At 60.9% G+C, this 23,340-nt stretch carries 21 protein-coding genes; 6 read left to right on the top strand and 15 right to left on the bottom strand.

The window, feature by feature from the left end; genetic code table 11:
- Nucleotides 1-18 precede the first annotated feature (18 nt).
- From RXV86_RS00570 to RXV86_RS00550, 5 genes are all read right to left on the bottom strand, one after another.
- Nucleotides 19-408, bottom strand: coding sequence for a RidA family protein (locus RXV86_RS00570; RefSeq protein WP_316296858.1), 390 nt, complete (start codon nucleotides 406-408; stop codon nucleotides 19-21).
- Nucleotides 409-510: 102 nt separating this feature from the next.
- Nucleotides 511-1,287 (bottom strand): FAD binding domain-containing protein, encoded by a 777-nt coding sequence (locus RXV86_RS00565; RefSeq protein ID WP_316296857.1) that lies wholly within the window; start codon nucleotides 1,285-1,287, stop codon nucleotides 511-513.
- 15 nt (nucleotides 1,288-1,302) lie between these two features.
- Nucleotides 1,303-3,666, bottom strand: a complete 2,364-nt coding sequence (locus tag RXV86_RS00560) for a xanthine dehydrogenase family protein molybdopterin-binding subunit (RefSeq protein ID WP_316296856.1) — start codon at nucleotides 3,664-3,666, stop codon at nucleotides 1,303-1,305.
- Nucleotides 3,667-3,716: 50 nt separating this feature from the next.
- Nucleotides 3,717-4,202: a 2Fe-2S iron-sulfur cluster-binding protein gene (locus tag RXV86_RS00555; RefSeq protein WP_316296855.1), complete on the bottom strand. Its 486-nt coding sequence runs from the start codon at nucleotides 4,200-4,202 to the stop codon at nucleotides 3,717-3,719.
- 33 nt (nucleotides 4,203-4,235) lie between these two features.
- Nucleotides 4,236-4,769 carry a carbon monoxide dehydrogenase subunit G gene (locus tag RXV86_RS00550; RefSeq protein WP_316296854.1) on the bottom strand — a complete coding sequence of 178 codons (534 nt, stop codon included), beginning with the start codon at nucleotides 4,767-4,769 and terminating at the stop codon, nucleotides 4,236-4,238.
- Nucleotides 4,770-4,940: 171 nt separating this feature from the next.
- Between RXV86_RS00550 and RXV86_RS00545 the strand changes: the two genes are divergently transcribed.
- From RXV86_RS00545 to RXV86_RS00535, 3 genes are read left to right on the top strand one after another with little or no spacing between them, the layout of a single operon-like run.
- A complete protein-coding gene (locus tag RXV86_RS00545) occupies nucleotides 4,941-5,648 on the top strand; it encodes a response regulator transcription factor (protein ID WP_316296853.1) in 708 nt (235 codons plus the stop codon).
- A gap of 31 nt (nucleotides 5,649-5,679) precedes the next feature.
- Nucleotides 5,680-6,849 carry an FIST N-terminal domain-containing protein gene (locus tag RXV86_RS00540; RefSeq protein WP_316296852.1) on the top strand — a complete coding sequence of 390 codons (1,170 nt, stop codon included), beginning with the start codon at nucleotides 5,680-5,682 and terminating at the stop codon, nucleotides 6,847-6,849.
- Entirely contained in the window at nucleotides 6,846-9,056 is a 2,211-nt protein-coding gene (locus RXV86_RS00535; RefSeq protein WP_316296851.1) for a PAS-domain containing protein, read from the top strand. Before RXV86_RS00540 ends, RXV86_RS00535 begins: the two co-directional genes overlap by 4 nt.
- A gap of 25 nt (nucleotides 9,057-9,081) precedes the next feature.
- Here the strand turns inward: RXV86_RS00535 and RXV86_RS00530 are convergent, their stop codons facing one another.
- From RXV86_RS00530 to RXV86_RS00505, 6 genes are all read right to left on the bottom strand, one after another.
- A complete protein-coding gene (locus RXV86_RS00530; protein WP_316296850.1) occupies nucleotides 9,082-10,089 on the bottom strand; it encodes an ABC transporter ATP-binding protein in 1,008 nt (335 codons plus the stop codon).
- Nucleotides 10,089-11,078 carry an ABC transporter ATP-binding protein gene (locus RXV86_RS00525; RefSeq protein WP_316296849.1) on the bottom strand — a complete coding sequence of 330 codons (990 nt, stop codon included), beginning with the start codon at nucleotides 11,076-11,078 and terminating at the stop codon, nucleotides 10,089-10,091. The genes RXV86_RS00530 and RXV86_RS00525 overlap by 1 nt, the downstream gene beginning before the upstream one ends.
- Nucleotides 11,078-11,953 (bottom strand): ABC transporter permease, encoded by an 876-nt coding sequence (locus tag RXV86_RS00520; protein WP_316298393.1) that lies wholly within the window; start codon nucleotides 11,951-11,953, stop codon nucleotides 11,078-11,080. The genes RXV86_RS00525 and RXV86_RS00520 overlap by 1 nt, the downstream gene beginning before the upstream one ends.
- A 14-nt stretch (nucleotides 11,954-11,967) precedes the next feature.
- Nucleotides 11,968-12,945: an ABC transporter permease gene (locus tag RXV86_RS00515; protein ID WP_316296848.1), complete on the bottom strand. Its 978-nt coding sequence runs from the start codon at nucleotides 12,943-12,945 to the stop codon at nucleotides 11,968-11,970.
- Nucleotides 12,946-13,022: 77 nt separating this feature from the next.
- Nucleotides 13,023-14,597, bottom strand: coding sequence for an ABC transporter substrate-binding protein (locus tag RXV86_RS00510; RefSeq protein WP_316296847.1), 1,575 nt, complete (start codon nucleotides 14,595-14,597; stop codon nucleotides 13,023-13,025).
- Between the two features lie 115 nt (nucleotides 14,598-14,712).
- A complete protein-coding gene (locus RXV86_RS00505) occupies nucleotides 14,713-15,645 on the bottom strand; it encodes a LysR family transcriptional regulator (RefSeq protein WP_316296846.1) in 933 nt (310 codons plus the stop codon).
- Nucleotides 15,646-15,753: 108 nt separating this feature from the next.
- Here RXV86_RS00505 and RXV86_RS00500 point away from each other — a divergent pair, with 108 nt between their 5' ends.
- The gene (locus RXV86_RS00500) at nucleotides 15,754-17,397 is read left to right on the top strand and encodes an amidohydrolase (protein ID WP_316296845.1); all 1,644 of its coding nucleotides are present in this window, start codon (nucleotides 15,754-15,756) and stop codon (nucleotides 17,395-17,397) included.
- Complete coding sequence (locus RXV86_RS00495) at nucleotides 17,394-18,284, top strand: GTP-binding protein (RefSeq protein WP_316296844.1); 891 nt, start codon at nucleotides 17,394-17,396, stop codon at nucleotides 18,282-18,284. The genes RXV86_RS00500 and RXV86_RS00495 overlap by 4 nt, the downstream gene beginning before the upstream one ends.
- A 114-nt stretch (nucleotides 18,285-18,398) precedes the next feature.
- On the opposite strand, the gene RXV86_RS00490 is transcribed toward RXV86_RS00495, so the two are convergent.
- Entirely contained in the window at nucleotides 18,399-19,679 is a 1,281-nt protein-coding gene (locus RXV86_RS00490; protein WP_316296843.1) for a 4-aminobutyrate--2-oxoglutarate transaminase, read from the bottom strand.
- A gap of 154 nt (nucleotides 19,680-19,833) precedes the next feature.
- Between RXV86_RS00490 and RXV86_RS00485 the strand changes: the two genes are divergently transcribed.
- On the top strand, nucleotides 19,834-20,403 hold the full coding sequence (locus RXV86_RS00485; RefSeq protein WP_316296842.1) for a cupin domain-containing protein: 570 nt from the start codon (nucleotides 19,834-19,836) through the stop codon (nucleotides 20,401-20,403).
- A gap of 307 nt (nucleotides 20,404-20,710) precedes the next feature.
- Here RXV86_RS00485 and RXV86_RS00480 read toward each other — a convergent pair whose 3' ends face one another.
- From RXV86_RS00480 to RXV86_RS00470, 3 genes are all read right to left on the bottom strand, one after another.
- Nucleotides 20,711-21,079, bottom strand: a complete 369-nt coding sequence (locus RXV86_RS00480; protein ID WP_316296841.1) for a hypothetical protein — start codon at nucleotides 21,077-21,079, stop codon at nucleotides 20,711-20,713.
- Nucleotides 21,080-21,207: 128 nt separating this feature from the next.
- Nucleotides 21,208-21,909 carry a GntR family transcriptional regulator gene (locus tag RXV86_RS00475; protein WP_316296840.1) on the bottom strand — a complete coding sequence of 234 codons (702 nt, stop codon included), beginning with the start codon at nucleotides 21,907-21,909 and terminating at the stop codon, nucleotides 21,208-21,210.
- Complete coding sequence (locus tag RXV86_RS00470; RefSeq protein ID WP_316296839.1) at nucleotides 21,906-23,258, bottom strand: formimidoylglutamate deiminase; 1,353 nt, start codon at nucleotides 23,256-23,258, stop codon at nucleotides 21,906-21,908. The genes RXV86_RS00475 and RXV86_RS00470 overlap by 4 nt, the downstream gene beginning before the upstream one ends.
- Nucleotides 23,259-23,340: the final 82 nt, after the last annotated feature.

Here is a 23,340-nt window from a genome sequence, read left to right as displayed (position 1 = left end):
GGGCGGTCCAAGCCGCCCTCAACTATCGATCTTCGCCGCCCGGACTGCGATCTCGATTTTCCAGTCCGGGCTGGCAAGCCCCGCGATCATGATCGTCGAACAGGCCAAATGCCCACCAATCATCTGATCCCGCACCTCGCGGAACATCGGCACGCCGGCCTGATCCGTGACGATGGCAAACACATCCACGATGTCGGTCTTACCCATCCCGGCGGCCTCCAGAATGGCAAAAACATTTTGCCATGCCAGCTCGTGTTGCCGCCGCACATCATCTACGACTGTACCATCCAGCTCGGCCCCGACCTGACCCGAGATGTAGACCGTGCGCGCACCGGGCGGCACCTCCACGGCCTGCGAATACGCCGAATAGGGCGGCGGTGCCGTGTCTGTATTGATCGTCTTGTTCATGTCCTTTTCTCCTCGCATCTACGAGGCTCAGTCTGCGCCGCGATCAGGAAAAGAAAAAGCCCCCGCACAGACGGGGGCTTTCTCGTTTCATGATTCAGTGGCTCAAATAGCGGCCACGGCCCGCCGTGCCATGACTCCCACCAGATGGGCGCGATAGGCCCCCGAGCCATGCAGATCGGAAATCATCCCGTCCGCACTGGGTGCCATCCCATCCAAAGCATCCGCCGAGAAGTTGGCGTTCAACGCCGCCTCGGCCTCGCTCCAGCGGAACGCACCCTCTTCGCTGGCACCGGTCACGCCGACGCGCACGCCGTCGGCATAACGCGCCACGAACACGCCCACCAAGGCAAAGCGCGACGCAGGCTGTTCGAACTTCTGATAGTTCGCCCCGTCCGGGATCTCGCAGCGCACCGAGGTGATGATCTCACCCTCCTCAAGCGCCGTCTCAAACAACCCCTGGAAGTAGTCATCCCCTGCAATCTCGCGCGCATTGGTCACGATGGTGGATTTCAGCGCCAGCATCGCCGCCGGGTAGTCCGCCGACGGGTCATTGTTGGCCAGTGACCCGCCAATGGTACCGCGATTACGCACCGCCGGATCACCGATGTTGCCCGCCAGCGCCGCCAGCGGCGCACAGGCGTCCGCCGCAACCTCGGCATGGGTCGCCCCGCCGCCGATGGTCAACACACCATCGGCGATGGTGACACCCTTCATCTCAGCAATCCCGGCCAGCGAGACCAGCTTGGATGGCGAAGCCAACCGCTGTTTCAGCGTCGGGATCAGGGTCTGTCCCCCGCCCAGCGCCTGCGCGTCTTCATCTCCCAATGCGGCAACCGCTTCGGCAACGGTCGAGGGTTTCTCAAAATCAAATGCATACATTGTTCCGGTCCTCCCTTAACCGTTCATCGCCGCCCAGACGCGCGACGGCGACATGGGCATATCGATGTGAGTTACGTTATGGCCGCCCGATTGCAGCGCATCTATCACGGCGTTGACCACCGCTGGCGGTGAGCCGATTGCCCCGGCCTCGCCACAACCCTTCACCCCAAGCGGGTTATGGGTGCATGGCGTCTGGCTGGAGTGATCCACGCCGTAGAACGGCACATCATCAGCACGTGGCATGGCATAGTCCATGAAGGATGCGCTCAGAAGCTGACCATCCTCGTCATAGGCACAGTTTTCCAATAGTGCCTGGCCAATCCCCTGACCAATCCCGCCATGGACCTGGCCGTCGACGATCATCGGGTTGATGATATTGCCAAAGTCATCCGCTGCGTTGAAGCGTTGGATTTCCACTTTGCCGGTTTCAGGGTCGACCTCAACCTCGCAGGCATAGGCGCCCGCCGGGTAGGTGAAGTTCGACGGATCATAGAACGCCGTCTCTTCAAGCCCCGGTTCGATGTCTTCCAGCGGATAGTTGTGCGGCACGTAAGCTGCCAGCGTGACATCGCCCCAGGCGACCGACTTGTCGGTCCCTGCAACGGTGAACTGCCCGTCCTTCAACTCGACATCTGCATCGCTGGCTTCCATCAGGTGCGCCGCAATCTTGCGGGCCTTGTTGATCACCTTCTCGGCAGCCCGCACCATGGCCGAGCCCCCCACAGCAATCGAGCGTGAACCATAGGTGCCCATGCCCATCGGCGTGTTCTGGGTGTCGCCATGTTCGATCTCGACCATCGAGGCATCAATCCCGATCATGTCTGCGATAACTTGCGGGAAGGTGGTTTCGTGCCCCTGCCCGTGGCTGTGGCTGCCGGTCATCACGACGATGCCGCCGGTGGCATTCACTCGAACGGTAGCTGATTCATACAAACCAGCACGTGCGCCCAACTGACCAACCAACTGGCTCGGCGCGATGCCACAAGCCTCGATGTAGCAGTTCAGGCCAAGGCCACGCAGTTTGCCGCGTGCCTCGCTTTCCTTGCGGCGGGCTTCAAAACCCGACAGGTCGGCCATCTTCTCCAGCACATCCATCGTGCCGTTGTAATCGCCGGTGTCATATTCCACCGCCACCGGGGTGGCATAGGGGAACTGGGTGACGAAGTTCTGACGCCGCAGGGCAATCGGGTCAACGCCCAATTCACGCGCCGCCTTGTCGATCACCCGCTCCAGCTGGAACGTCGCCTCTGGGCGACCCGCGCCGCGATAGGCATCCACCGGCACCGTGTTGGTAAAGACCGCCTTCACGTTCACATAGATCACCGGCGTCTTGTAGTTGCCCGCCATCAGCGTGCCATGCAGCCATGTCGGCACCGACGGTGCAAAGGTGCTCAGGTAAGCCCCCATATTGGCATAGGTCTCGGTGCGGATGGCGGTAAAGTTGTTGTCCGCATCCAGCGCCAGTTCGATCTTGGTCACGTGGTCGCGGCCATGGGCATCGCTCATGAACGCTTCAGACCGCGACGAGGTCCACTTGACCGGACGGTTGATCGCCTTGGCGGCAAAGGTGCAGAATGCCTCTTCCGCATAGTGGAAGATTTTCGACCCGAAACCGCCCCCGACATCGGGTGCAATAACGCGCAGCTTGTGCTCGGGAATGCCCAGAACGAAAGCGCCCATCAACAGGCGGATCACGTGCGGGTTCTGGCTGGTGGTGTAAAGCGTGCTGTCATCGCCCGCCTTGTTGTAGTCCCCAATCGCCACGCGCGGTTCCATCGGGTTGGCAACCAGCCGGTTGTTGCGCAGCTCAAGCGTGGTCACGTGGGCCGCATTGGCAATCGCCTCTTCCACGGCTCCCTTGTTTTCCTCAACAAAGCCCCAGTCATAGCAAAGGTTCGATGTCAGATCGTCATGCACCTTGGTGGCACCATCGACCAACGCGGCCTTCATGTCGACCACCGCGGGCAATTCGTCGATATCCACGTCAATCGCCTCGCAGGCATCACGCGCCTGTTCCGGGCTTTCGGCCACCACAGCTGCAATCGCATCGCCAACGTGGCGCACCTTGCCCTGTGCCAGAACTGGGTGAGCCGGCTCCTGCATCGGCTCACCGTGCTTGTCGGTCACACACCACCCACACGGCAGCCCGCCAACGCCTTCGAAATCCGCGCCGGTGAACACCCGCACCACGCCGGGCATCGCCGCCGCTGCGCTGGTATCTACGCTGTTGATCTTACCGTGCGCCACGTCCGAACGTAGGAAAGCCACATAGGCCTGACCGCGCACGTTGATGTCGTCGGTATAATTGCCGGTCCCCGTCAGGAACCGAACGTCCTCGCGCCGCTTGGTGCTGGCGCCAATGCCTCCATCTGCTGGCATCTGTTATCCTCCCAAATGATGCGTGAAATCACGCACCCTAAGTGTTGTTGTTATTCCGCAGCGATGGCACCCACGTCCTGACCGGACGCTGCCATGATCGCCTTGACGATGTTGTGGTACCCGGTGCAGCGGCACAGGTTACCGCTCAGATGCTTGCGCACATCGGCTTCGCTGGGCTTGGGGTTGGCCTCAAGCAGCGAGGCCGCCGCCATGATCATGCCCGGCGTGCAGAAACCGCATTGCAGCCCGTGATGTTCCTGAAACGCCGCCTGCAGCGCACTCAAGTTTCCATCATCACCAGCCTGGCCTTCGATGGTCGACACCTCGGCACCATCAGCTTCCATCGCCAGCATGTTGCAGCTTTTGACCGACTTGCCGTTCACATGCACCGTGCACGCGCCGCACTGGCCCGTGTCACAGCCCACATGGGTGCCTGTCAGTTCCAATGTCTCGCGCAGGAAGCTCGACAAGAGCGTGCGCCCCTCGGCCTCCCCGGACATCGGTGTTCCATTCACCGTCATTGAAATTGTTGCCATTTTACTCCTCCCTTGGAATTCAAATTGACCGGCTCAACCCGAGATCACTCGTTTGAACCAGCCTTTTTTCTTTGTCTCGCCTTCGACGGCCTCTCCCTCGGCCATCTCTTCGGTTTCGTCTGGTCCCTCCACGGCCTCCTGAAACCGGGTAAAGAACTGGTCCGCCATCTTCTTGGCAAACCCGCCGATGATGCGGCTGCCCAATTGCGCCAGCTTGCCACCGACTTTGGCCTCTACATCATAGCTTAGAACCGTACTGCCGGGCGTGTCACCCTCTTCCAGCCGGACCTTGGCCCCGCCCTTGGCAAATCCCGCCGCGCCGCCCTTGCCCTGACCACTAAGGGTCAGGCTTTCGCACTCGACCCGGTCCGAGATCGTTACGCTTCCTTTGAAGGTCGCCTTCACTGGCCCGACCTTTTGCACCACCACGGCTTCGAATCCGTCGTCGGCGCTACCATGCATTTCCTGGCAGCCCGGCACGCATTCCTTCAGCACGTCCGCCGACAAAAGCGCCTCCCATACTGTACCCCGGTCGGCCGCAATCACCCGGGAATCGCTTAGTTCCATGTCACGCCTCTTTGCTTGGTCGCGCTAACGCTACGCCGAGAGCGCGTTTCGGTTCTATGCGACCTTGGGTGTAGGCCACACCCCTGCGCCCTGTATCCGACCATTGGCCTATGGCCTTTTCCGGCCCCATCGCTAGACTCATCTCCAACACAACCAGATGGCCCCGCCGCAATGCCCAGCGCCGAATACTCCACCGCAACTTACGCTTTCCGCACCGCCTTGATCGTTGACGATCATCCGCTGTTCTGTGACGCCCTGTCGATGACGCTGCAGGCCGCAACCAGCATCCGGGCCGTGCAAACAGCGGCACGCCTGGACGATGCGCTGGCCCTGCTCAACAGTTCGGACAAACCCGACCTCGTTGTACTCGACCTCAACCTGCCGGATGTGGACGGGCTCGACGGTTTGGTCCGGATCAAAACCGCGGCGCGGGTGCCGGTGATTGTTGTGTCATCCATGTCCGACAACCGCGTCATCTCGGGCGTTCTTCAGGCCGGGGCGGCTGGGTTCGTGCCCAAACACTCCGAACGCGCCGTCTTTCGCACCGCAGTCGACACCGTGGCGCGCGGCGAAACCTTTACCCCCGAAGGCTATGTCGCCGTTTCTCCCGAAACCTCCGGCAACAGTCCCGACAGCGAAGATGCGCTCGCTCGCCTTGCATCCCTCACCAACCAGCAGGCGCGCATCCTGCAACTGATCTGCGAGGGCAAGCTGAACAAGCAAATCGCGTTTGATCTCTCAATTGCCGAGACCACCGTCAAGGCCCATGTCACCGCCATCATGCGCAAACTCGGCGTGCAAAGCCGCACGCAAGCCGTGCTGATCGCCAAGAAAACCAGTTTCTCCAGCTTCTTGCCAGAGGGCGGCAACCCGGCATAACCTACACCGTGGTTGATCGAAGGAGGAGCGATTGAACCTCGACCCCGGGTCCGTGAAACGGGCGACCCTGTCGCCCGTGCTGCGCATCGCTTCGGTGCGCCATGACCACGCGCATGCCATCCGGGCGCTGGCAGACAAAATGGGAACCGACGATCTCGATCTCGTGGTACTGCTGGTCACTCCGCAAGCCGACAGCGATCACCTGATCGCCGAGGCATCGCGCTGCTTCACCGGCGCTACCGTCGTCGGCTGTACCACTGCAGGGGAAATCTCGCAGCGCGGCTATGCGGAGGGTGAAATTGTCGCCATCGGCTTCCCCTCCACCCATTTCCACACGCAAACCACGCTTCTCCCGAACCTAAGTGACTATGACGCCCAGGCACTGATCGACCGGATGATCCAGTCCCGCCACGATTTGCGGCTGACTCACCCCGCCAGGCCACATGAATTCAACTTTATGCTGATCGACGGGCTGTCCACGCTCGAGGACAAGCTGACCTCGGACCTTGCCGTCGGCCTTGGCCCGGTTCCGTTGTTTGGCGGTTCGGCCGGGGATGGCGACACGTTCGGCGAAACCTTCGTGCTGCATCAAGGCCGCGCCTATACCAACGCCGCCGTTCTGGTCCAGGTGCGCACCGACTGTCCGGTCAAGGTGTTCAAGACCGACCATTTCCTGCCCACGGACCGCCGCATGGTCGTGACCGGCGCCGACCCCGCGCGCCGTATCGTCCATGAAATCAACGCCGAACCGGCAGCCCGTGAATATGCCCGCATCCTTGGCAAGGACCCCGAACAGCTCACGCCTTTCACCTTCGCGGCCCACCCTGTGGTGGTGCGCATCGGTGGTCAGCACCATGTCCGTTCGATCCAACAGATCAACGACAGCGGCGACCTGCAATTCTTCTCGGCCATTGACGAGGGACTTGTCCTGACTTTGGCCGAAGCCCGCGACATGGTCGAACATCTCGACGCCGAACTCTCTGCCCTTGCCGATCCGATGCCACCTTCGGTCATTCTTGGATGCGATTGCTTTCTGCGCCGCCTTGAAGCCCAGGAAAACCAAGTCACCGGCGCTCTCTCTGCCCTTCTGCGCACCCACCGCGTTGTCGGATTTTCAACCTATGGCGAGCAGTTCAACTCGATGCATGTCAACCAGACCCTGACCGGTGTGGCGATCTATCCGCCCGAGGGGGCTGAATGACAGACTCGCTGATCAACCCCACCGACAGCCCCGATCGCCAGATCGAGAAGCTCATCAAGATCAACTCCGCACTGATGCGTCGGGTTGAACAGAGTACCGACGATTCCGGTGCCGCCTACGCCCAGTTCCAACGCGCGGCCCTTCTGGAAGAAGAGGTCCGTACCCGTACCCGTGACCTCGAACGCGCCCTCGACCTCCTCAATGTCGCCAACGCATCGCTAGCCGAGGCCAACCGCGCCACCGAGCAGGCCCGCTCCAACCTCGCCAATGCCATCGAGGCGGTGCAAGAGGGATTTGCCCTGTTTGACTCCGAGGAATCCCTCGTCATGTGCAACTCCCGCTTCGGGTTGCACATGCCGGATGTCCAACCCGCGCTGCGCCCTGGCCTGCGCTTCGCCGATTACGTCGACCTCGTCAGCAGCTCGCGCTTCCTGGCCCTGCCGGAAAACACTACCGCTGCCAATTGGGCCGCCCGGCGGCTCGAACGACACAAGGATGCCCATGTCATTTTCAACATCCGGATGATCTGGGACCGTTGGGTCCAGATCAGCGAACACCGTACCCCGGATGGCGGCACCGTGATCCTGCAGACAGATGTGACCGACATCATGCGGCTCGAACGCCAGGAACGCGAGCGGATGCGCGACGATCAGGCCCGGCTCATCCGCGCCACGCTTGAGCATCTCGACCAGGGTGTCTGCATCTTCGACAACCAGGCGCGGCTGGCGGGCTGGAACCAGAATGTCGGTGAAATGCTGTCAATTCCAGCGCGCCAATTCGCCATGGGCAAGCGTTTCTTCACGCTGTTCAAGGGGTTCAGCGACGATGCTGCCTATTCCAGCGGCATCACCGACGAAGCAATCCGAGACTGGATCACCTCCACCGCCGACCGGCCGCCGATCACGTTTGAAATCCGCCAGGGGGACCACAAGACATTGGACGTTCATGCCCGAGAAATGCCCGACAAGGGCTTCGTGATCTCGTTCGCCGATGTGACAGCCGAACGCACGGCTGTACGCGCCATCCAGCACGCCAACGAACAGCTCGAGGCCCGTGTGACTGAACGCACCCTTGAACTGGCCGATGCCTTGTCGGAGGCCGAACGCGCCAATGCGTCGAAATCACGTTTCGTTGCAGCAGCCAGCCACGACCTGCTGCAACCCCTGTCAGCTGCCAAGCTCTACCTCGCCTCGATCACCCCCGATCTCGACGCAGACCAGAACGCCAGCATCGCCGACAAGGCCCGCCGCGCCCTTGGCAGCGTCGAAACCATTCTCGAGGCGCTTCTGGACATTTCCAACCTCGATGCAGGCAAGGCCGCCGTCCACCCTGCACCGGTGCCGCTCGACCTGATCCTCGGGCAGTTACGCGACGAACTCACCCCGACCGCCCGGGCCAAGGGGCTCGACCTGCGCATCCTGCCGACCTCGGCCTATGTCAATTCGGACGCCACCTATCTGCGTCGCATCCTGCAAAACCTAATCGTCAACGCCATCCGCTATACCGAAACCGGCAAGGTTCTCGTTGGCACCCGACGCCACGGCAGATCCTTTCGTGTTGAAATCTGGGATACCGGTCCCGGCATCGCCGCTGACCAGCAGGAACTGGTCTTCCGCGAGTTTCAACGGCTCGGGAATGCCGCCAGCGCCGCCGAGGGCCTTGGCCTCGGCCTTGCGATTGTCGAACGCGCCTGCGCCCTGCTGGGGCACCCTCTGACGCTGCGCTCGGAACCGGGTCGCGGCACCGGTTTCCTAATCGACCTGCCCCGTGCCGCCCCCATGGGTGTATTCTCCCACCGCTCGGCCGCTGACCCGACCCTATCAGGTACGGTGCTCGATGATCGGATCGTTCTGCTCGTTGAAAACGACGACGAGTTGCGCCAAGCCCTGACCTCGGCGCTGGAAACCTGGAACCTCTGCGTCCTGCCCGCCGCTGACCGCACCCAGGCGCTCGAAATCATCGACGCCGACGGTATCACCCCGGATGCGGTCATCGCCGACTACCAACTGGACGATGGCGATACAGGCACCGACCTCCTGAACGACATATCCACCCGGCTCGGCACAATACCCTCATGCATTGTCACCGCCACCCGCGATCCCGAGATCACTGCGCTGTGCAAATCCCGTGAGTGGCCACTAATCCACAAACCCGTCGCGCCAGAGGTGCTGCGCAACTTCCTCACCACCGCGCTTCCACGAAGCTGACCGTCAGGTCAGAAGAGCCTCCAGTTCACAATACAGATTGTCGGCTGTCATCCACGAGATGGCAGGCAATCCGATGCCCTTCGCCCCGGTCGATCAACTCGGGCTCCTCGGCGCGGCAGATGTCCTGAGCAACAGGACAGCGATTGGCAAACCGGCACCCCTTGGGCAGGTTCACAGGATCGGGCGGGTCACCAGGGATCAGAATCCGCTTGGTATGCGCACGCCGCGCCTTGTCGACGGACGGCACAGCCGACAACAGTGCGGCCGTGTACGGATGCAGCGGATTGTCGAACAGGCTCAGCCGGTCGGCATGTTCCACGATCTTGCCCATATACATCACCGCGATGCTGTCACACATGTGCTGCACAACGCCCAGGTCGTGCGAAATGAACAGATAGGTCAGCCCGAACTCTTCCTGCAAATCCTTCAAAAGGTTCAGGATCTGCGCCTGCACCGCCACATCCAGCGCAGAAACCGGTTCGTCACAAATGATCAGCTCAGGCTGCGTCGCCAAAGCTCGCGCGATCCCGATCCGCTGCCGCTGACCACCGGAAAACTGATGCGGGAACAGCCGTTTCTGCTCGGGCCGTAATCCCACCGCAGCAAACAGTCGATCAGCGATCTCGCGTTGCTCATCCTTGCTCTTGTCGGTCAAGCTCGCTAATGGTTCGCGCACGATATCCTCGGCCCGTTGCCGCGGGTTCAGGCTCGAATAGGGATCCTGAAAAATGAACTGAACCTTGGTGCGAACCTGACGCAGCTCTTCGCCTTCCATCGCCAGAATGTCATGCCCGCTCAGGTCCACATGCCCGGTCCAGGCGTCAACCAATCGCGCCACCGCCAGTGCGGCGGTCGTCTTGCCCGATCCGCTTTCGCCGACAATCGCCAGCGTTTCGCCCCGGTTGACAGTGAACGAAACGTCATCAACCGCATGCAACCAGGACTTGTGGCCAAAGCCGCCACCGCGCTTCACAGCGAACCGCACGCCCAGGTTCTCGACCTTCAGAAGTGGTGTCTTGGTCTCGTCTGCCATCACACTTCCTCCGCGCGCCAACAGGCGGCGCGTTGACCGTTTTCAAAATCCTGCATCGGCGGGCGTTCCTGCAGACATCGCTCCACCCTCATGCCACAGCGCGAGGCAAACAGGCACATGTCGCGGCCGAATTCGGCCAGTCCCGGCACAATTCCCGGCACCTCGGTCAGGCGCGCGCGTTCATCCGTCAGCGTGTCAACAATATGCGGCACGCAAGATATCAGCCCCTTGGTATAGGGATGACGCGCATGGTCGATGATCTGATCGACAGGGCCAATTTCGGCCCCGCGCCCAGCATACATCACGATCATCCGCTCGGCCATTTCCGCCACCGCGCCCATGTCATGGGTAATCAGGATGATCGACGTTCCCGTGTCCTTGCGCAGATCGCGCAGCAGATCGAAAATCTGCGCCTGCACGGTCACGTCCAAAGCCGTTGTCGGCTCGTCCGCAATCAGGATCTTGGGCTGACAGGCCAGTGCCATGGCAATCATCACCCGCTGCCGCTGCCCGCCCGACATCTGGAACGGGTAATCCCCGACCCGGCCCTTGGCATTGGGGATACGCACCGCATCCAGCAGTTCCACCGCCATATCCCAGGCCGCCTTTTGCGACAGGCCCTGATGCGCCCGCAAAACCTCGGCAATCTGCTCGCCAATTGTGTAAACCGGGTTGAGCGAGGTCATCGGCTCCTGGAAAATCATCGAGATTTCATTGCCGCGAATATCGCGCAGCCGCGGCCGGCTCGCCGTGGTCAGCTCTTCACCATCAAACGTGATACTACCTGCCGCCACACGGCCCACCCCCTCGGGTAACAACCCCATGATCGCCAGCGCGGTCATCGACTTGCCACAGCCCGACTCGCCCACAAAGGACAGGTTCTCGCCATGCTCCAGTTCGAACGACAAATCATCGATCACCGGGCAAACCCCGTCGCGGGTGGTTAGTTCGATCCGCAGGTTTTCGACTTTGAGCAATGGTCCAGACATCAGCGCTGCCTCAATTTCGGGTTCAACGCGTCATTCAATCCATCGCCCACCAACGAGATCGCCAGCACGGTGATGAAGATCGCCAGCCCCGGTATGGTCACGGTATAGCTCGCATCCAGGATATATTGCCGGTTCGAGCCGATAATCTGCCCCCAACTGACGACGTTCGGATCGGTCAGACCAAGGAACGATAACCCCGCCTCGAACAGGATTGCCGAACCAACCATCAGCGCCGATTGCACGATGATCGGCGGCAGCGCATTGGGCAGAATCACCCGGAACATCAGCTTCATGTTCTTGGCTCCCGAGGCGCGGGACGCCATCACGTATTCCAGCTCGCGGATGCGCAGGAATTCCGACCGGGTAATCCGTGCAACGGCGGTCCAACTGACGATGCCGATCGCCAACGTGATCATCGGCAGGCTTGCCCCGAACAGCGCTACGATCACCATCGAGAACAAGAGCGTCGGCAACACCTGGAAAAACTCGGTGAACCGCATCAAAGCCTCTTCCACCCAGCCGCGATAGAACCCCGCCAGCGCCCCGATCGTCACGCCGATAAAAATCGACACCACGGCGGCGGCAAGACCGATGATCAGCGACACCCGTGCGCCGTTGATGATCATCGCCAGCAGGTCACGCCCCAGATAGTCCGTGCCGAGCAGGAACCCCTCCTGTCCCGGCGGCGAAAACGGCGCCCAGACCATATCGAACGGATCGGTCGGATAGAGCATCGGGCCAAATACTGCCCCCAACGTGATCAGGATTAGCACGATCAATCCCACGACGGCCGCGTGGTTGCGGGCAAACATTTCCCAGGCTTCGGCGGCCGGATGGCGGACCTTGGGGATGCTCTCTTCCGGCATCTCCGGCATTTGCGGAGTCTCGGTCATTTCTTGCCTCCCACCCGCGGATCAACCAGCCGCAATGCGAAATCGGTCAACAAGTTGCCGACAATCACCACCAGAGCCGAGAAAAACAGGATGCCCAGGATCGTCGGCGTGTCTCGCGCGATGATCGACTGGAACGCCAGCGTTCCCAACCCCGGCCAGCTAAAAACCGCCTCGACCAGAACCGCGCCAGACACCACCGCCGAAAACTGCAAACCGGCCAGCGTGATCACCGGCGACAGCGAATTTTTCAGCGCGTGCTTGTAAACCACCTGACGGTTGGTCAGCCCCTTGGCCTTGGCCGTGCGCACGTAGTCACTGCCCAACGTCTCCATCATCGTCGCCCGGGCCAGCCGCGAATAAAGCGCAAAGAAGATCGACGCCAGCGTGATCATCGGCAACACAAGGTGCCGCGCCACGTCCATGAAATGTATCCAGAACCCGCCCTCGATGGTGACATCGCGCATGCCGGCCACCGGAAACCATTGGATATGCAGGCTGAACCCGATGAGCAGCAGAATACCGGTCCAGAATACCGGCGCGGAATAACCAAACAGCGCAAACAAGGTCACGAAATGGCTGACGATCCCGTTAGGTTTGCGCGCCGAATAAACCCCCAGAACAACACCCACAACCAACGCCAGCAACTGCGCACTGAACACCAGAAGCAACGTCGCCGGCAACCGCTCGAGGATCAGCTTGGTCACCGGTTGATTGTAGAAAAACGAATAACCCAGATCGAAACTCAGAACCTTGCCGATATAGGTGCCCAGTTGCACGATGAACGGCCGGTCCAGCCCGTAATCGCGGCGAATCTCGTTCAAAATCTCTTCGTCGGCCCCGCCCATGGATTGGCTGATCGTGTCAGCCACATCACCCGGCGCCAAATGCATCAGCGAAAAGTTCAGCACCAGAACCGCCAGAAGCAGGAGGATGGCATAGGCCACACGGATCATGGTCGTTTGCAGGAATTGCACGGGACTGTCCCTCGCCAGAAAGGTCGCCCGCGGCGGCGATGATCCCCCGCCGCAGACCTTGCTCTTGTCTCAGGTCATCAGTCTTTCAGATAGACCATGTCGATCGGTGACGAAGTCGACCAGATGCCCAGAGGCGGGTTTCCGACCTTGTCGGAATAGACCGTGTGATACGGCAACGTGTTGACGTGATAGACCGGCAGCTCATCGGCGATGATCGCCTGGAACTCAGCATAAAGCGCCTTGCGTTTCTCCGGGTCGTTCTCAACCGCAGCCATCGCCGCCAGTTCGTCGACGCGGGCATTGGCATAGCCCTGGGTGTTTGACCACACGCCCTTGGCGATATTGGTCGAATCGTAGGTCCGGTGCACCCCGATCACCGGGTCACCCCAGTTAAACACGGTGTCCCAGCTCATGTCGAAATCCATCGTGCCCATGCGCTTGGCCCAGGTCGGGAAATCGGCGCTTGAACGGACCTCGACCTCGATACCCACCTTCTTGAGCGCCGCCTTGACATACTCGACCTGCGGTTTCACGCCCGGCCAGCCAAAATCAATGGTCAGACCAAAGCGTTTGCCACCCTCCATCGGGAAACCCGCCTCGTCCAGAAGTGCGTTGGCCTTGTCCAGATCAACCTCGTAGGCTTCGACATCCGCATTGTAGAACGGGCTGTCAGGGTGAATGCCGGTGCGGCTTTCGTTGGCCGTGCCCTGCATCAGCGCATTCATGATAAACTTCTTGTCCACCGCATAGGCAATCGCCTTGCGCACGCGCACATCCTTGAGCGGCCCCTTGGTGGTGTTCATCGCCAGCCAGTCCAGCGGACCGATCCCGCCATAACCTTCGGGAGTCACGGTCAGGCTATCGACCTTCTTCAATCGGTTGATGATCCGTGGCAGCGATTCAAACGCGCCCATGTGCAGCTCGCCGTTTTCATATGCAATCGCACGTGCCGCCGGGTCCGAGATGATCCGCATCACGATCTTGTCGAGATAGGGGCGTCCCTCCATAAAGAACCCTTCATGGCGTTCCATGATCACATGCTCACCATTCTTGAACTCGACAAGCTTGAACGGGCCGGACCCGATCACGTTCTCGTTGTTGCGCGGGTGGGTCTTGACCTCGTTGATCGCCACATCACCGTAAATATGCTGCGGAATGATCGCCATCAGCTGGCCCGACATCGCCAGCATCAGCGCCGGGTGCGGTTTGCTGAGCTTCAGAATGGCGGTGTGGTCGTCCGGCGTCTCCACGGTTTCAACCGGGGCAAACATCGCCTTGAACGGGTGGTTTGCCTTGATTACTTCGACCGAGAACGCCACGTCCTTCGATGTGATCGGCTGGCCATCATGAAACGTGGCGTTCTTGACCAGATTTAGGGTCACGCTCAGCCCATCGTCGCTCACTTCCCAGCTTTCGGCCAGGTAAGGTTGCGGCGTCCAGCTGTCGTCATAACGCAGAGGCGCGGCAAAAAGCTGTGCCCCTGGATAGCCCGTAACAATCCCCGACTGCACAGCCGGATTTAGGTTCCGAACATTGGTGCCCAGCACGGTCAGCAGCGTACCGCCGCGCTTTGGCTCTTCGGCCACCACCCCTGTCGCCAAAACCGACGCAAGCGCGGTCGCGGCCACAAGGCCCTTGAACATGTGTTTCATGTCATTCCTCCCAGAATGGATTTCTTGTTTTTTGTTATTGAGAGGAAGCCTAGCGCAGAGTCGTTCCGTCAGAAAACAGATTAAATAAGATCAGTTTCACTATTTTATGTGGGTTTTAGCTGGCCGGCAAGGGAACGGTTATCCCGGAAAACGCATTTGCCGCACTCAGGCGCAGGCAACTGTCCAGAAACGCGCGCACCGTTTTGGGTGGTCTTGCTCCGGCCAAAGTCGCAATGCCAAACACGGGCGCGGCGCCACCGTCACGAATGGCAACGGCCCGGTATGGTGCGTCTGCCCCCAAGTGTTCAGGGGGGTGGATATTGAGAATCGAATACCCGAATCCACTGGCCACCAATGTCCGGCAAATCTCTGATGACCGAGTGGTATGGGCCACATTGGCATCCAGCCCCTTATCCGTGAACATGCTGATAAAATATTCGCGCGTTCTTGGCAGATCCAGCAACACCATCGGCCGCTCGGCCAGTTGGGCCATGCTCACACTGTCCTGCGCTGCCAACGGGTCGCGGACCGAGATCAAGGCATAGGCGGGTGCCTCGAACAGCGGTTCAAAATGCTGTCTCTGGTCAATTGTTTCCTCGTAGGTGAACACAAGATCCGCTTCGCCATCGAACAGAAACTCGGTGATGCGATCCATGTTACCTTCCAAAAGCTTGATTGAAATCCCCGGGAACTCTTCGGTGATGGCCTGCAAGATCGGCGGCAGGAAAGACGGTGCCGCAGTGGCGTAACACGCAATCCGCACCAATCCGGCCGCATCCCCGCCCACAGATTGCATCTCTGTCTCGAAATGGCGCGACTGGTCAATGAAACTGCGGATCAGGGTCAGCGTCTCGGCCCCCGATGGCGTGGCCTGAATCCCCTTGGCCGGAGTGCGCACGAAAATATCGTAATCCAAGCCCTGCTCCAGAGCATCAATCGCAGCCGTGATCGAGCTTTGAGAGATGTTCATCTCTTCCGCCGCCCGCGCGATCGAACCCAGCCGCCCCGCGGCCTCGATATAGCGCAATTGCTTTAGCGTGAAATTCAATAAACCCGGGCCTCCATCATAAATCCGAGGTTATTAGCCAGTTAAATCCATTTTTCAGGGAATTGAAACCGCCCTAGCTTGATCGGATAGCCTAGCTCGGGGACCCCCATGACAGATACCGTTATCTATTCTGCCCGCAAAATCCTAACCATGAACCCAAATCAGCCGGTGGTCAGCCATGTCGCCGTGCGCGATGGCCGCATCCTTGGTGCTGGCGCGCTGTCGGACCTGGAACCCTGGGGGGACTACACCTTGGACGACCGTTTTGCCGATAAGGTTCTGATGCCCGGCTTTGTCGAGGGCCACGCCCACACTATGGAGGGCACCCTGTGGCGCAACACCTATGTCGGCTGGTTTGATCGGATGGACCCTGATGGCAAGATGTGGTCCGGCCTGAAGACAATCGACGCGGTTCTGGAACGCCTGAAAGAGGCCGATTCCGAACTGTCGGACCCGGATGCGCCGCTTTCAGGATGGTCGCTTGATCCGATCTACATGAACAATGAACGTGTCAACCGCCACCACCTCGATCAAGTGTCCACCGCCCGCCCCATCGGCGTACTGCATGCCTCGGGCCATATTCTCAACGTCAATTCCAAGGCACTTGAGCTGGCCGGCCTTCTAAAAACCGGCGTCAATCACCAGGGCATTCCCCTGGGCGACGATGGCTTGCCAACCGGCGAACTTTACGGCCCCGACGCCATGACCCCTGTCGGCGAACATGTCGGCTTTGACCGCGCGATGACCGATTGCGATGAACGGGGCTTGCGTGATTACGGCAAGCTTTGCGTCCGCTCGGGCGTGACCACCTGCACCGACCTTGCCGCGCGCCTAACCGATGACTCGGTGTCGATGATGCTGCGCGTGACCGGCGAAGACAGCTATCCCGCCATCATCGTCCCTCTGCGCGTCTTTTTCGGGATGAGCGCCGAAGAAATCGTCGCCTACGTACTTGAGCTGAAAGAGAAATCCACCGAACGCCTGCGCCTTGGTCGGATCAAGGCCGTGGCCGATGGTTCAATCCAGGGTTTCTCGGCCCGGATGCGCTGGCCCGGCTATCACAACGGCTCCCCGAACGGCCTCTGGTATACCCCACCCGAGCAGATGCTTGACCTCTACAAGCGCGCACTGGCCGCCGGAGTGCAGGTCCATACGCATACGAATGGCGATCAGGCCACGCAAATGGCGCTCGACATGCTGGAACCTGCCCTCAAGGCCAACCCGAGCCCGGATCACCGGTTTGTCCTGCAACATTGCCAACTGGCCGATGCCGCCCAGTTCCGCAAGATGAAGACGCTCGACATGTGCGTGAACCTCTTTGCCAACCACCATTTCTACTGGGGCGATGAACATTACCGCCTGACCGTCGGCCCGGAACGTGCCGAACGGATGAACGCCTGCCGCACCGCGCTGGACACGGGCGTACCCATGGCCATCCACTCCGACGCACCCGTCACGCCGCTTGGCCCGCTCTTCACAGCATGGGCCGCCGTCAATCGCATCACCGCCTCTGGGCGCACCCAGGGCGAAGGCGAGAAAATCACCGTCGACCAGGCGCTTCAGGCCATCACCCTCGGCGCCGCCTATACCCTGCACATGGATAGCGAGGTCGGCTCGATCGAGGTTGGCAAGAAGGCCGATTTTGCCGTGCTCGAAGATGATCCGACAGCGCTCGACCCGATGGCGCTCAAGGATATTGCTGTCTGGGGCACGGTTCAGGGCGGCCGCATCTTCGCCGCGTCAGACCTATGAGCGATCCTCTTCCGGCCATCACCATCGGTGGCTATCTCGGCTCGGGCAAGACCACGCTGCTCAATCACCTCCTGCGCCACGCCGATGGCCGACGGCTGGCAATCCTGGTCAACGAGTTCGGCGAACTGCCGATCGACGCCGACCTGATCGAGGCGGAAGAGGACGGCCTGATCTCCATTGCCGGCGGTTGCGTTTGCTGTTCGTTCGGCAATGATCTTCTCGCCGCGCTGCGCGATCTGTCACAAATGCAGCCCCGCCCCGATTACGTGATCATCGAAAGCTCGGGCGTGGCCATCCCCGGCGCAATCACCGCCTCGGTCGCATTGCTTGATGGCGTGCGCCCGGACGGCACCATCGTTGTGGTTGACGCCGAAACCGTCCGCAAGGCGGCTCGCGACGATTACATCGGCGATACCATCACCCGCCAGTTGGCCGACGCAGAAATCGTGGTGATCAACAAGCTCGACCTGGTGGACGAGGCAACCGCCTCGGACCTGCTCCAATGGCTAGCCACTATGGCCCCCGGCGCGGCCCAGCTTCCAGCCCGTTTCGGCCAGGTCGCTCCCGAAACCATTTTCGGCGCGGTCACCACCCCCGGCACAGGCCACAAATCCCCCCACTCCGATGCCCTGTTCGACAGCTTCGTTTTGACCCCCTCAACCCCGGTCGATGCCCAGGCCCTCGCCAAAACCCTCGCCGCCGGGGGCTATGGCATCATCCGCGCCAAGGGCCATGTCACTGGCAAGGACAAAAGATCATGGCTCATTCAGGTGGTCGGAAAACGCTGGCAGGCCGATCCGGCTACAGGCACGTGCGCAACGGGAATTGTCTGTATCGGGCTCCACGACCAACTCGCGACCGACGATCTTAGGAAGTCTGTCACCTAGACCTCACCGGTTCAATTCGAACCCAGCCGCTGTCTTCCTCTTGCTATAAATATCCCCGGGGGGTCCGGGGGGCTGGCCCCCCGGCCGGTCGGATTGGCACAGCCAATTCGAAACTCAACCCCGCGCCTTCACCGCCTCGATCGAGGCTTCCAGGATGTCCATCGCCTCGGCAAACACCTCGTCCTGCACCGTGATCGGCGCCAGGAAGCGGATCACGTTGCCGTAAACCCCGCAGGTCAGCAAAACCAGTCCGCGTTCCAACGCCTCGGCGCGGATCGCATTGGCCATGTCCGGGTTTGGTGCCGACCCGTCGGCGGTGTTGAATTCCGCCGCTACCATGAAGCCGGGGCCGCGAATATCCACCATCTCTGGTGTCTTGGCCCGGATCGATTCCAACCGTTGCTTCAACCGCGACCCCAACTCGTTGGCGCGCGCGCAAAGGTCTTCTTCCTCGATCACGTCCAGTACCGCGTTAGCCGCCGCAATCCCAAGCGGGTTGCCGCCATAGGTGCCACCCAGACCACCCGGCGCTGCGGCGTCCATCAGGCCGGCGCGCCCCGTGACAGCCGCCAGCGGCAGCCCCCCGGCCAGACCCTTGGCCATGGTGGTGATGTCGGCGCTCACGTCATAGCCCTCCATCGCAAACAGGTTGCCGGTGCGGGCAAACCCGGTCTGCACCTCGTCGGCGATCATCACGATGCCATATTCATTGCAGAGCGCGCGCACCCCGCTCATCAGGGCCGCCGGCGCGGGATAGAAACCGCCCTCACCCTGCACTGGTTCCAGGATGATCGCGGCCACCCGCTCGGGGTCGAGATCAGCTTTGAACAGCTTTGTCAGCGCACCCAATGCCTCCTCGACCGACGAGCCATGCAACTCGACCGGGAAGGGAACGTGATAGACATCCGGCATCATCGCGCCAAAGCCCTTCTTGTAGGGCGCGACCTTGCCGGTCAGGCTCATCCCCATGAAGGTGCGGCCATGGAACGCCCCGCCAAAGGCAATCACCGCCGGGCGGCCCGTTGCCGCGCGGGCAATCTTGATGGCGTTTTCCACCGCTTCGGCACCGGTGGTGACAAAGATCGTCTTCTTTTCGAAATCGCCCGGAACCTTCTCGTTCAACCGCTCGGCCAGCCGGACATAGTTTTCATAGGGCATCACCTGGTGACAGGTATGGGTGAAATTGCTCACCTGCTTCTGCACCGCGTCCATCACCTTGGGATGGCAATGCCCGGTATTGACCACGGCGATCCCGGCGGCAAAGTCTATGTATCGATTGCCCTCGACATCCCAGACCTCGGAATTCAACGCCCGTTCGGCATAGATCCCGGTCTGCACGCCCACACCCTGGGCCACGGCGGCTTCGCGGCGTTTTCCAATCTCGGCATTTGTCATGGTGGTCTCTCCCCTGGGGCGACGCATCCCGCGACGCCAAACATTTGATCAAATAACCCTACGGTGATTCACATTTGCAAAACAGGCTGTTTCTTGCACCCGTCAACCTCCTGAAATATCACGATAGGGAAACATTTTGTTGCGGATACTGAACATGTCAAACAGCCCAGACAGCCCCGGTCTCGATATCGGCCTGCGCCTGCGCCTCCTGCGCGACCGCGCGGGGCTATCGCAACGTGCCCTGGCCAAACGGGCCGAGGTCACCAATTCGACGATCTCGCTGATCGAGGCGGGCAAGATGAACCCCTCCGTCGGTGCCCTGAAACGCATCCTCGACGGCATCCCGGTCGCCATGTCCGAGTTCTTCGCCTTTGAACCCGAAGCCGAGAAACAGGTCTTCTACGCCGCCGAAGAGTTGACCGAGATTGCCAAGGGCAAACTCTCGTTCAGACAGATCGGCACCAACCTCTTTGGTCGCGCGATGATGATCCTGTACGAAACCTACGACATCGGCGCCGATACCGGGCGCAACCTCTATGGCCACGAGGCCGAGGAAGGCGGCATCGTCGTCTCGGGCCGTGTCGAGGTCACCGTGGGAGATCAACGCAAGGTGCTCGGCCCCGGCGATGCCTATTACTTCGACAGCCGCACGCCCCACCGCTTCCGCCAGGTCGGTCCTGAGAAATGTGTGGTGATCAGCGCCTGCACCCCCCCCACGTTCTGACCTCCCCCAATGCACGTCGACCAAGCGGTGGACTGGCCAAAAGCCGACATTTGCCACAATTGAAGCGAAGGGCCGGTAAGAACGTATTCTACCATGTGAGGAAATTCGCAGCGTCCTGTTCTGAGCGATCAATTTGCATCAACAACCGTTCTTCCAAGGCTCAACTTCTTGACGAAATGCCAAGGTACGACCCGGCTGCCTGCCGAATTGTACAAACAAGCCGGCGGACCTTGAAAAGGCCGGTCGGATATCATGCAAGGCATCTGGCCGACCTTTTCGTTCGAGATCTATTCCGGTGGCTCCGTCCTCACTTGAGCGTGGCAAATGGGCTTGTCGCGGGCGTCAGGATGGCAGTGACTTCCAAGTCTCCGAACGCATCGTAAAGAAAGCAGAGATGCGTGTTCGTATCCGGTGAACGCATCATGACGGCGTTTGGCGCGAGAGGTGTGGCGCGTGTTCCGGCCTTGAAGAAGCCTGCTGTAACTATTTCCGCGTCGAGCGTCACTTGGCCATGGACCGGAACGCAGTCGTGGAGGCGTAAAAGCTCTTCCACGGTCACGTCATCCGGAGTATCGCACACGTTACCACGCGGCGCTGGAAGCCGCCGGGGTGCCGGCAGGTGAGTGATAACGGTTTCTGACGGGAACTGGGAACGGTTGTAATTGTTCTGAAACAAGACTTGCCACCTCGTCGGCTTAGGGCTGGCCCGAATAGCCGGGCATGCATCGAAAGTCTGCTGCGCCCCGTAGAGCGACCATTGACGCAATGCGCAGTAAAGCCCGCTTCACACCCGAAAGCACAGGTTCAAACCCGCGTCACCATCCGGTACCCCGGCATATGCACCGCCTTCACCGTGGTGATTGGTGCATCCCCGCTCCATGTCGTCCGGTTCAGAACGAACAGCGCCGCCCCCGCCTCAACCCCCATGATCCCGGCCAGGTAGCCATCCGCCGCCTGGGCCGAGAAATGCAGATCACAGGCGCTGTAGGGCTTGTTATGAACCAACCATTCGTTGGCACTCTCAGCACTCAGATCGACGGTCAATATCTCGGGCACGGTCCGGGTGAACACCCAGCGATCTTCGTAAAGAAACACCCGCCCATCCATCAGGTGCAGCGCCTCCACCCGCAGCATTTCAACCGGCGCCCTTAAATCCAAGGCCGCCGCCACCGGACGCGGCGTCTTTTCCAACGCCGCCTGGATCAACTGATAGCCATAGACCCCGCCGCGCGCTTCGACCTCATGGCGTGCAATCGGAATGTCAAAGGTCGCGCGTGTCACCGGATCGGGACGCACCCGCGTCCCCCCCTTGCGCCGCCGCTCGACCACGCCGCGCTCGGCCAGATCGCCCATCGCCCGTTGCACAGTGGCCCGCGAACAACCCAACCGCGTGGCGATATCCTCGTCGCGTTCGAACCGGTCACCCGGGGCCATCTGCCCATCCAGGATCCAGCCATGGATTTCGTCCCGTACATCCTGCCAGGACCGCCGCTTTGTTATGGTCATATCCCCTGCCCCAGTTCGTCCATTACTCCCCGGAATCGCTGCACGATCGCGCCACGGGTCAGATGCCGCCCACCCTTGACCACATGCCGCCCAGCACTCCAGACCTCGCGAATGCACTCGCGCCCGCGTCCGCCAAAGATCAGCGTATCCAGCGCAGCGTCCCCGCCGCGCCCACACAGAAACTCATTATCGCTCTCAACCCCCAAAATGTCGGCCACCTGCCCGACCGCCAGTCCGCCGGAGCCGCGCGCCGCCGCCTGCGCTCCGCCACGCGCGACTTCTTCAAACAGCACCCGCCCGGTTGACCGTTCATCTGCCAGAACCGCCCGGCCCCGGTCGCGCAAACGCTGCGAATACTCCAGCATCGACAACTCTCCGAACAGCGTCACATGCACGTTTGAATCCGATCCAACGCCGAACCGCCCCCCGGCGCGCAAAAAATTGGCCCCCGGAAACATCCCGTCCCCGAGGTTAGCCTCGGTAATCGGGCACAATCCGGCCACTGCACCACTCTCGGCCAGCCCCACCAGTTCAGTATCCGTCATCTGGGTTGCATGTACCGCGCACCATCGCCGATCCACCTGTGCATTGCCCAACAACCACTCGACCGGACGCGCCCCGGTATGGGACAGAACCTCTTCCACCTCGGCCACCTGCTCGGCCAAGTGGATATGTACCGGTCCCTCGGGCACCATGTCCGACACCACCGTCAGGCTTTCAGCACGCACGGCCCGCAATGAATGCGGGGCCACCCCCATGCGATCATCCGCACGGCGCAACGCAGTGCCCTCAAGCACCGCGCCATATCGCTCAAGATCATTGCCGAACCGCAGCTGACCGCCTTCCAGCGCCCGCCCGTCGCAGCCACCCCGCTCGTAAAGCACCGGCAACAGGGTCAGCCCGATTCCAGCCTCTTCCGCTGCCGCCACCACCCGGTCGGCCATCTCGGCCGCATTGTCATAGGCTACCCCGCCTGGCCCGTGATGCAGGTAATGAAACTCGGCCACGCCACCATACCCGGCCTCCAGCGATTCCATGAACACCTGCGCCGCAATTGCCTCTACATGCTCCGGGGTCAGCCTCTCAAGGAAGCGGTACATCAACGTCCGCCAGGTCCAGAAACTGTCACGCGCATCAGGTCCCCGCGACTCGGTCAGCCCCGCCATCGCCCGTTGAAACGTGTGCGAATGCAGGTTTACCGGCGCAGGCAGCGCTAAATCCACCCGAACGTCGGCCACGCCCTTCTGCCCCGCCACTGACGCGATTCGCCCATCATCACCGATGTGAATTTCCACGTCCCGCTGCCACCCACCCGGGGTAAGCGCTTGTCCTGCATGAAGGATTTGCATCGGCACTGCCTCATCATCTCCAAGTTGACAATATTAAGTAGCTACATAATAATATTATGCACGCACTTTATCAAGGATTCTC

The sequence above is a fragment of the Aliisedimentitalea sp. MJ-SS2 genome (assembly GCF_032586155.1).
Lineage (GTDB): Bacteria > Pseudomonadota > Alphaproteobacteria > Rhodobacterales > Rhodobacteraceae > JAWHTC01.
This window is presented reverse-complemented; position numbering and strand designations above follow the sequence as displayed.

Excerpts from the sequence above, each read along its gene's own strand:
- RXV86_RS00570 (WP_316296858.1), bottom strand. The coding sequence starts at position 408 with ATGAACAAGACGATCAATACAGACACGGCACCGCCGCCCTATTCGGCG.
- RXV86_RS00565 (WP_316296857.1), bottom strand. The coding sequence starts at position 1,287 with ATGTATGCATTTGATTTTGAGAAACCCTCGACCGTTGCCGAAGCGGTT.
- RXV86_RS00560 (WP_316296856.1), bottom strand. The coding sequence starts at position 3,666 with ATGCCAGCAGATGGAGGCATTGGCGCCAGCACCAAGCGGCGCGAGGAC.
- RXV86_RS00555 (WP_316296855.1), bottom strand. The coding sequence starts at position 4,202 with ATGGCAACAATTTCAATGACGGTGAATGGAACACCGATGTCCGGGGAG.
- RXV86_RS00550 (WP_316296854.1), bottom strand. The coding sequence starts at position 4,769 with ATGGAACTAAGCGATTCCCGGGTGATTGCGGCCGACCGGGGTACAGTA.
- RXV86_RS00545 (WP_316296853.1), top strand. The coding sequence starts at position 4,941 with ATGCCCAGCGCCGAATACTCCACCGCAACTTACGCTTTCCGCACCGCC.
- RXV86_RS00535 (WP_316296851.1), top strand. The coding sequence starts at position 6,846 with ATGACAGACTCGCTGATCAACCCCACCGACAGCCCCGATCGCCAGATC.
- RXV86_RS00530 (WP_316296850.1), bottom strand. The coding sequence starts at position 10,089 with ATGGCAGACGAGACCAAGACACCACTTCTGAAGGTCGAGAACCTGGGC.
- RXV86_RS00525 (WP_316296849.1), bottom strand. The coding sequence starts at position 11,078 with ATGTCTGGACCATTGCTCAAAGTCGAAAACCTGCGGATCGAACTAACC.
- RXV86_RS00520 (WP_316298393.1), bottom strand. The coding sequence starts at position 11,953 with ATGCCGGAGATGCCGGAAGAGAGCATCCCCAAGGTCCGCCATCCGGCC.
- RXV86_RS00510 (WP_316296847.1), bottom strand. The coding sequence starts at position 14,597 with ATGAAACACATGTTCAAGGGCCTTGTGGCCGCGACCGCGCTTGCGTCG.
- RXV86_RS00500 (WP_316296845.1), top strand. The coding sequence starts at position 15,754 with ATGACAGATACCGTTATCTATTCTGCCCGCAAAATCCTAACCATGAAC.
- RXV86_RS00495 (WP_316296844.1), top strand. The coding sequence starts at position 17,394 with ATGAGCGATCCTCTTCCGGCCATCACCATCGGTGGCTATCTCGGCTCG.
- RXV86_RS00490 (WP_316296843.1), bottom strand. The coding sequence starts at position 19,679 with ATGACAAATGCCGAGATTGGAAAACGCCGCGAAGCCGCCGTGGCCCAG.
- RXV86_RS00485 (WP_316296842.1), top strand. The coding sequence starts at position 19,834 with ATGTCAAACAGCCCAGACAGCCCCGGTCTCGATATCGGCCTGCGCCTG.
- RXV86_RS00475 (WP_316296840.1), bottom strand. The coding sequence starts at position 21,909 with ATGACCATAACAAAGCGGCGGTCCTGGCAGGATGTACGGGACGAAATC.
- RXV86_RS00470 (WP_316296839.1), bottom strand. The coding sequence starts at position 23,258 with ATGCAAATCCTTCATGCAGGACAAGCGCTTACCCCGGGTGGGTGGCAG.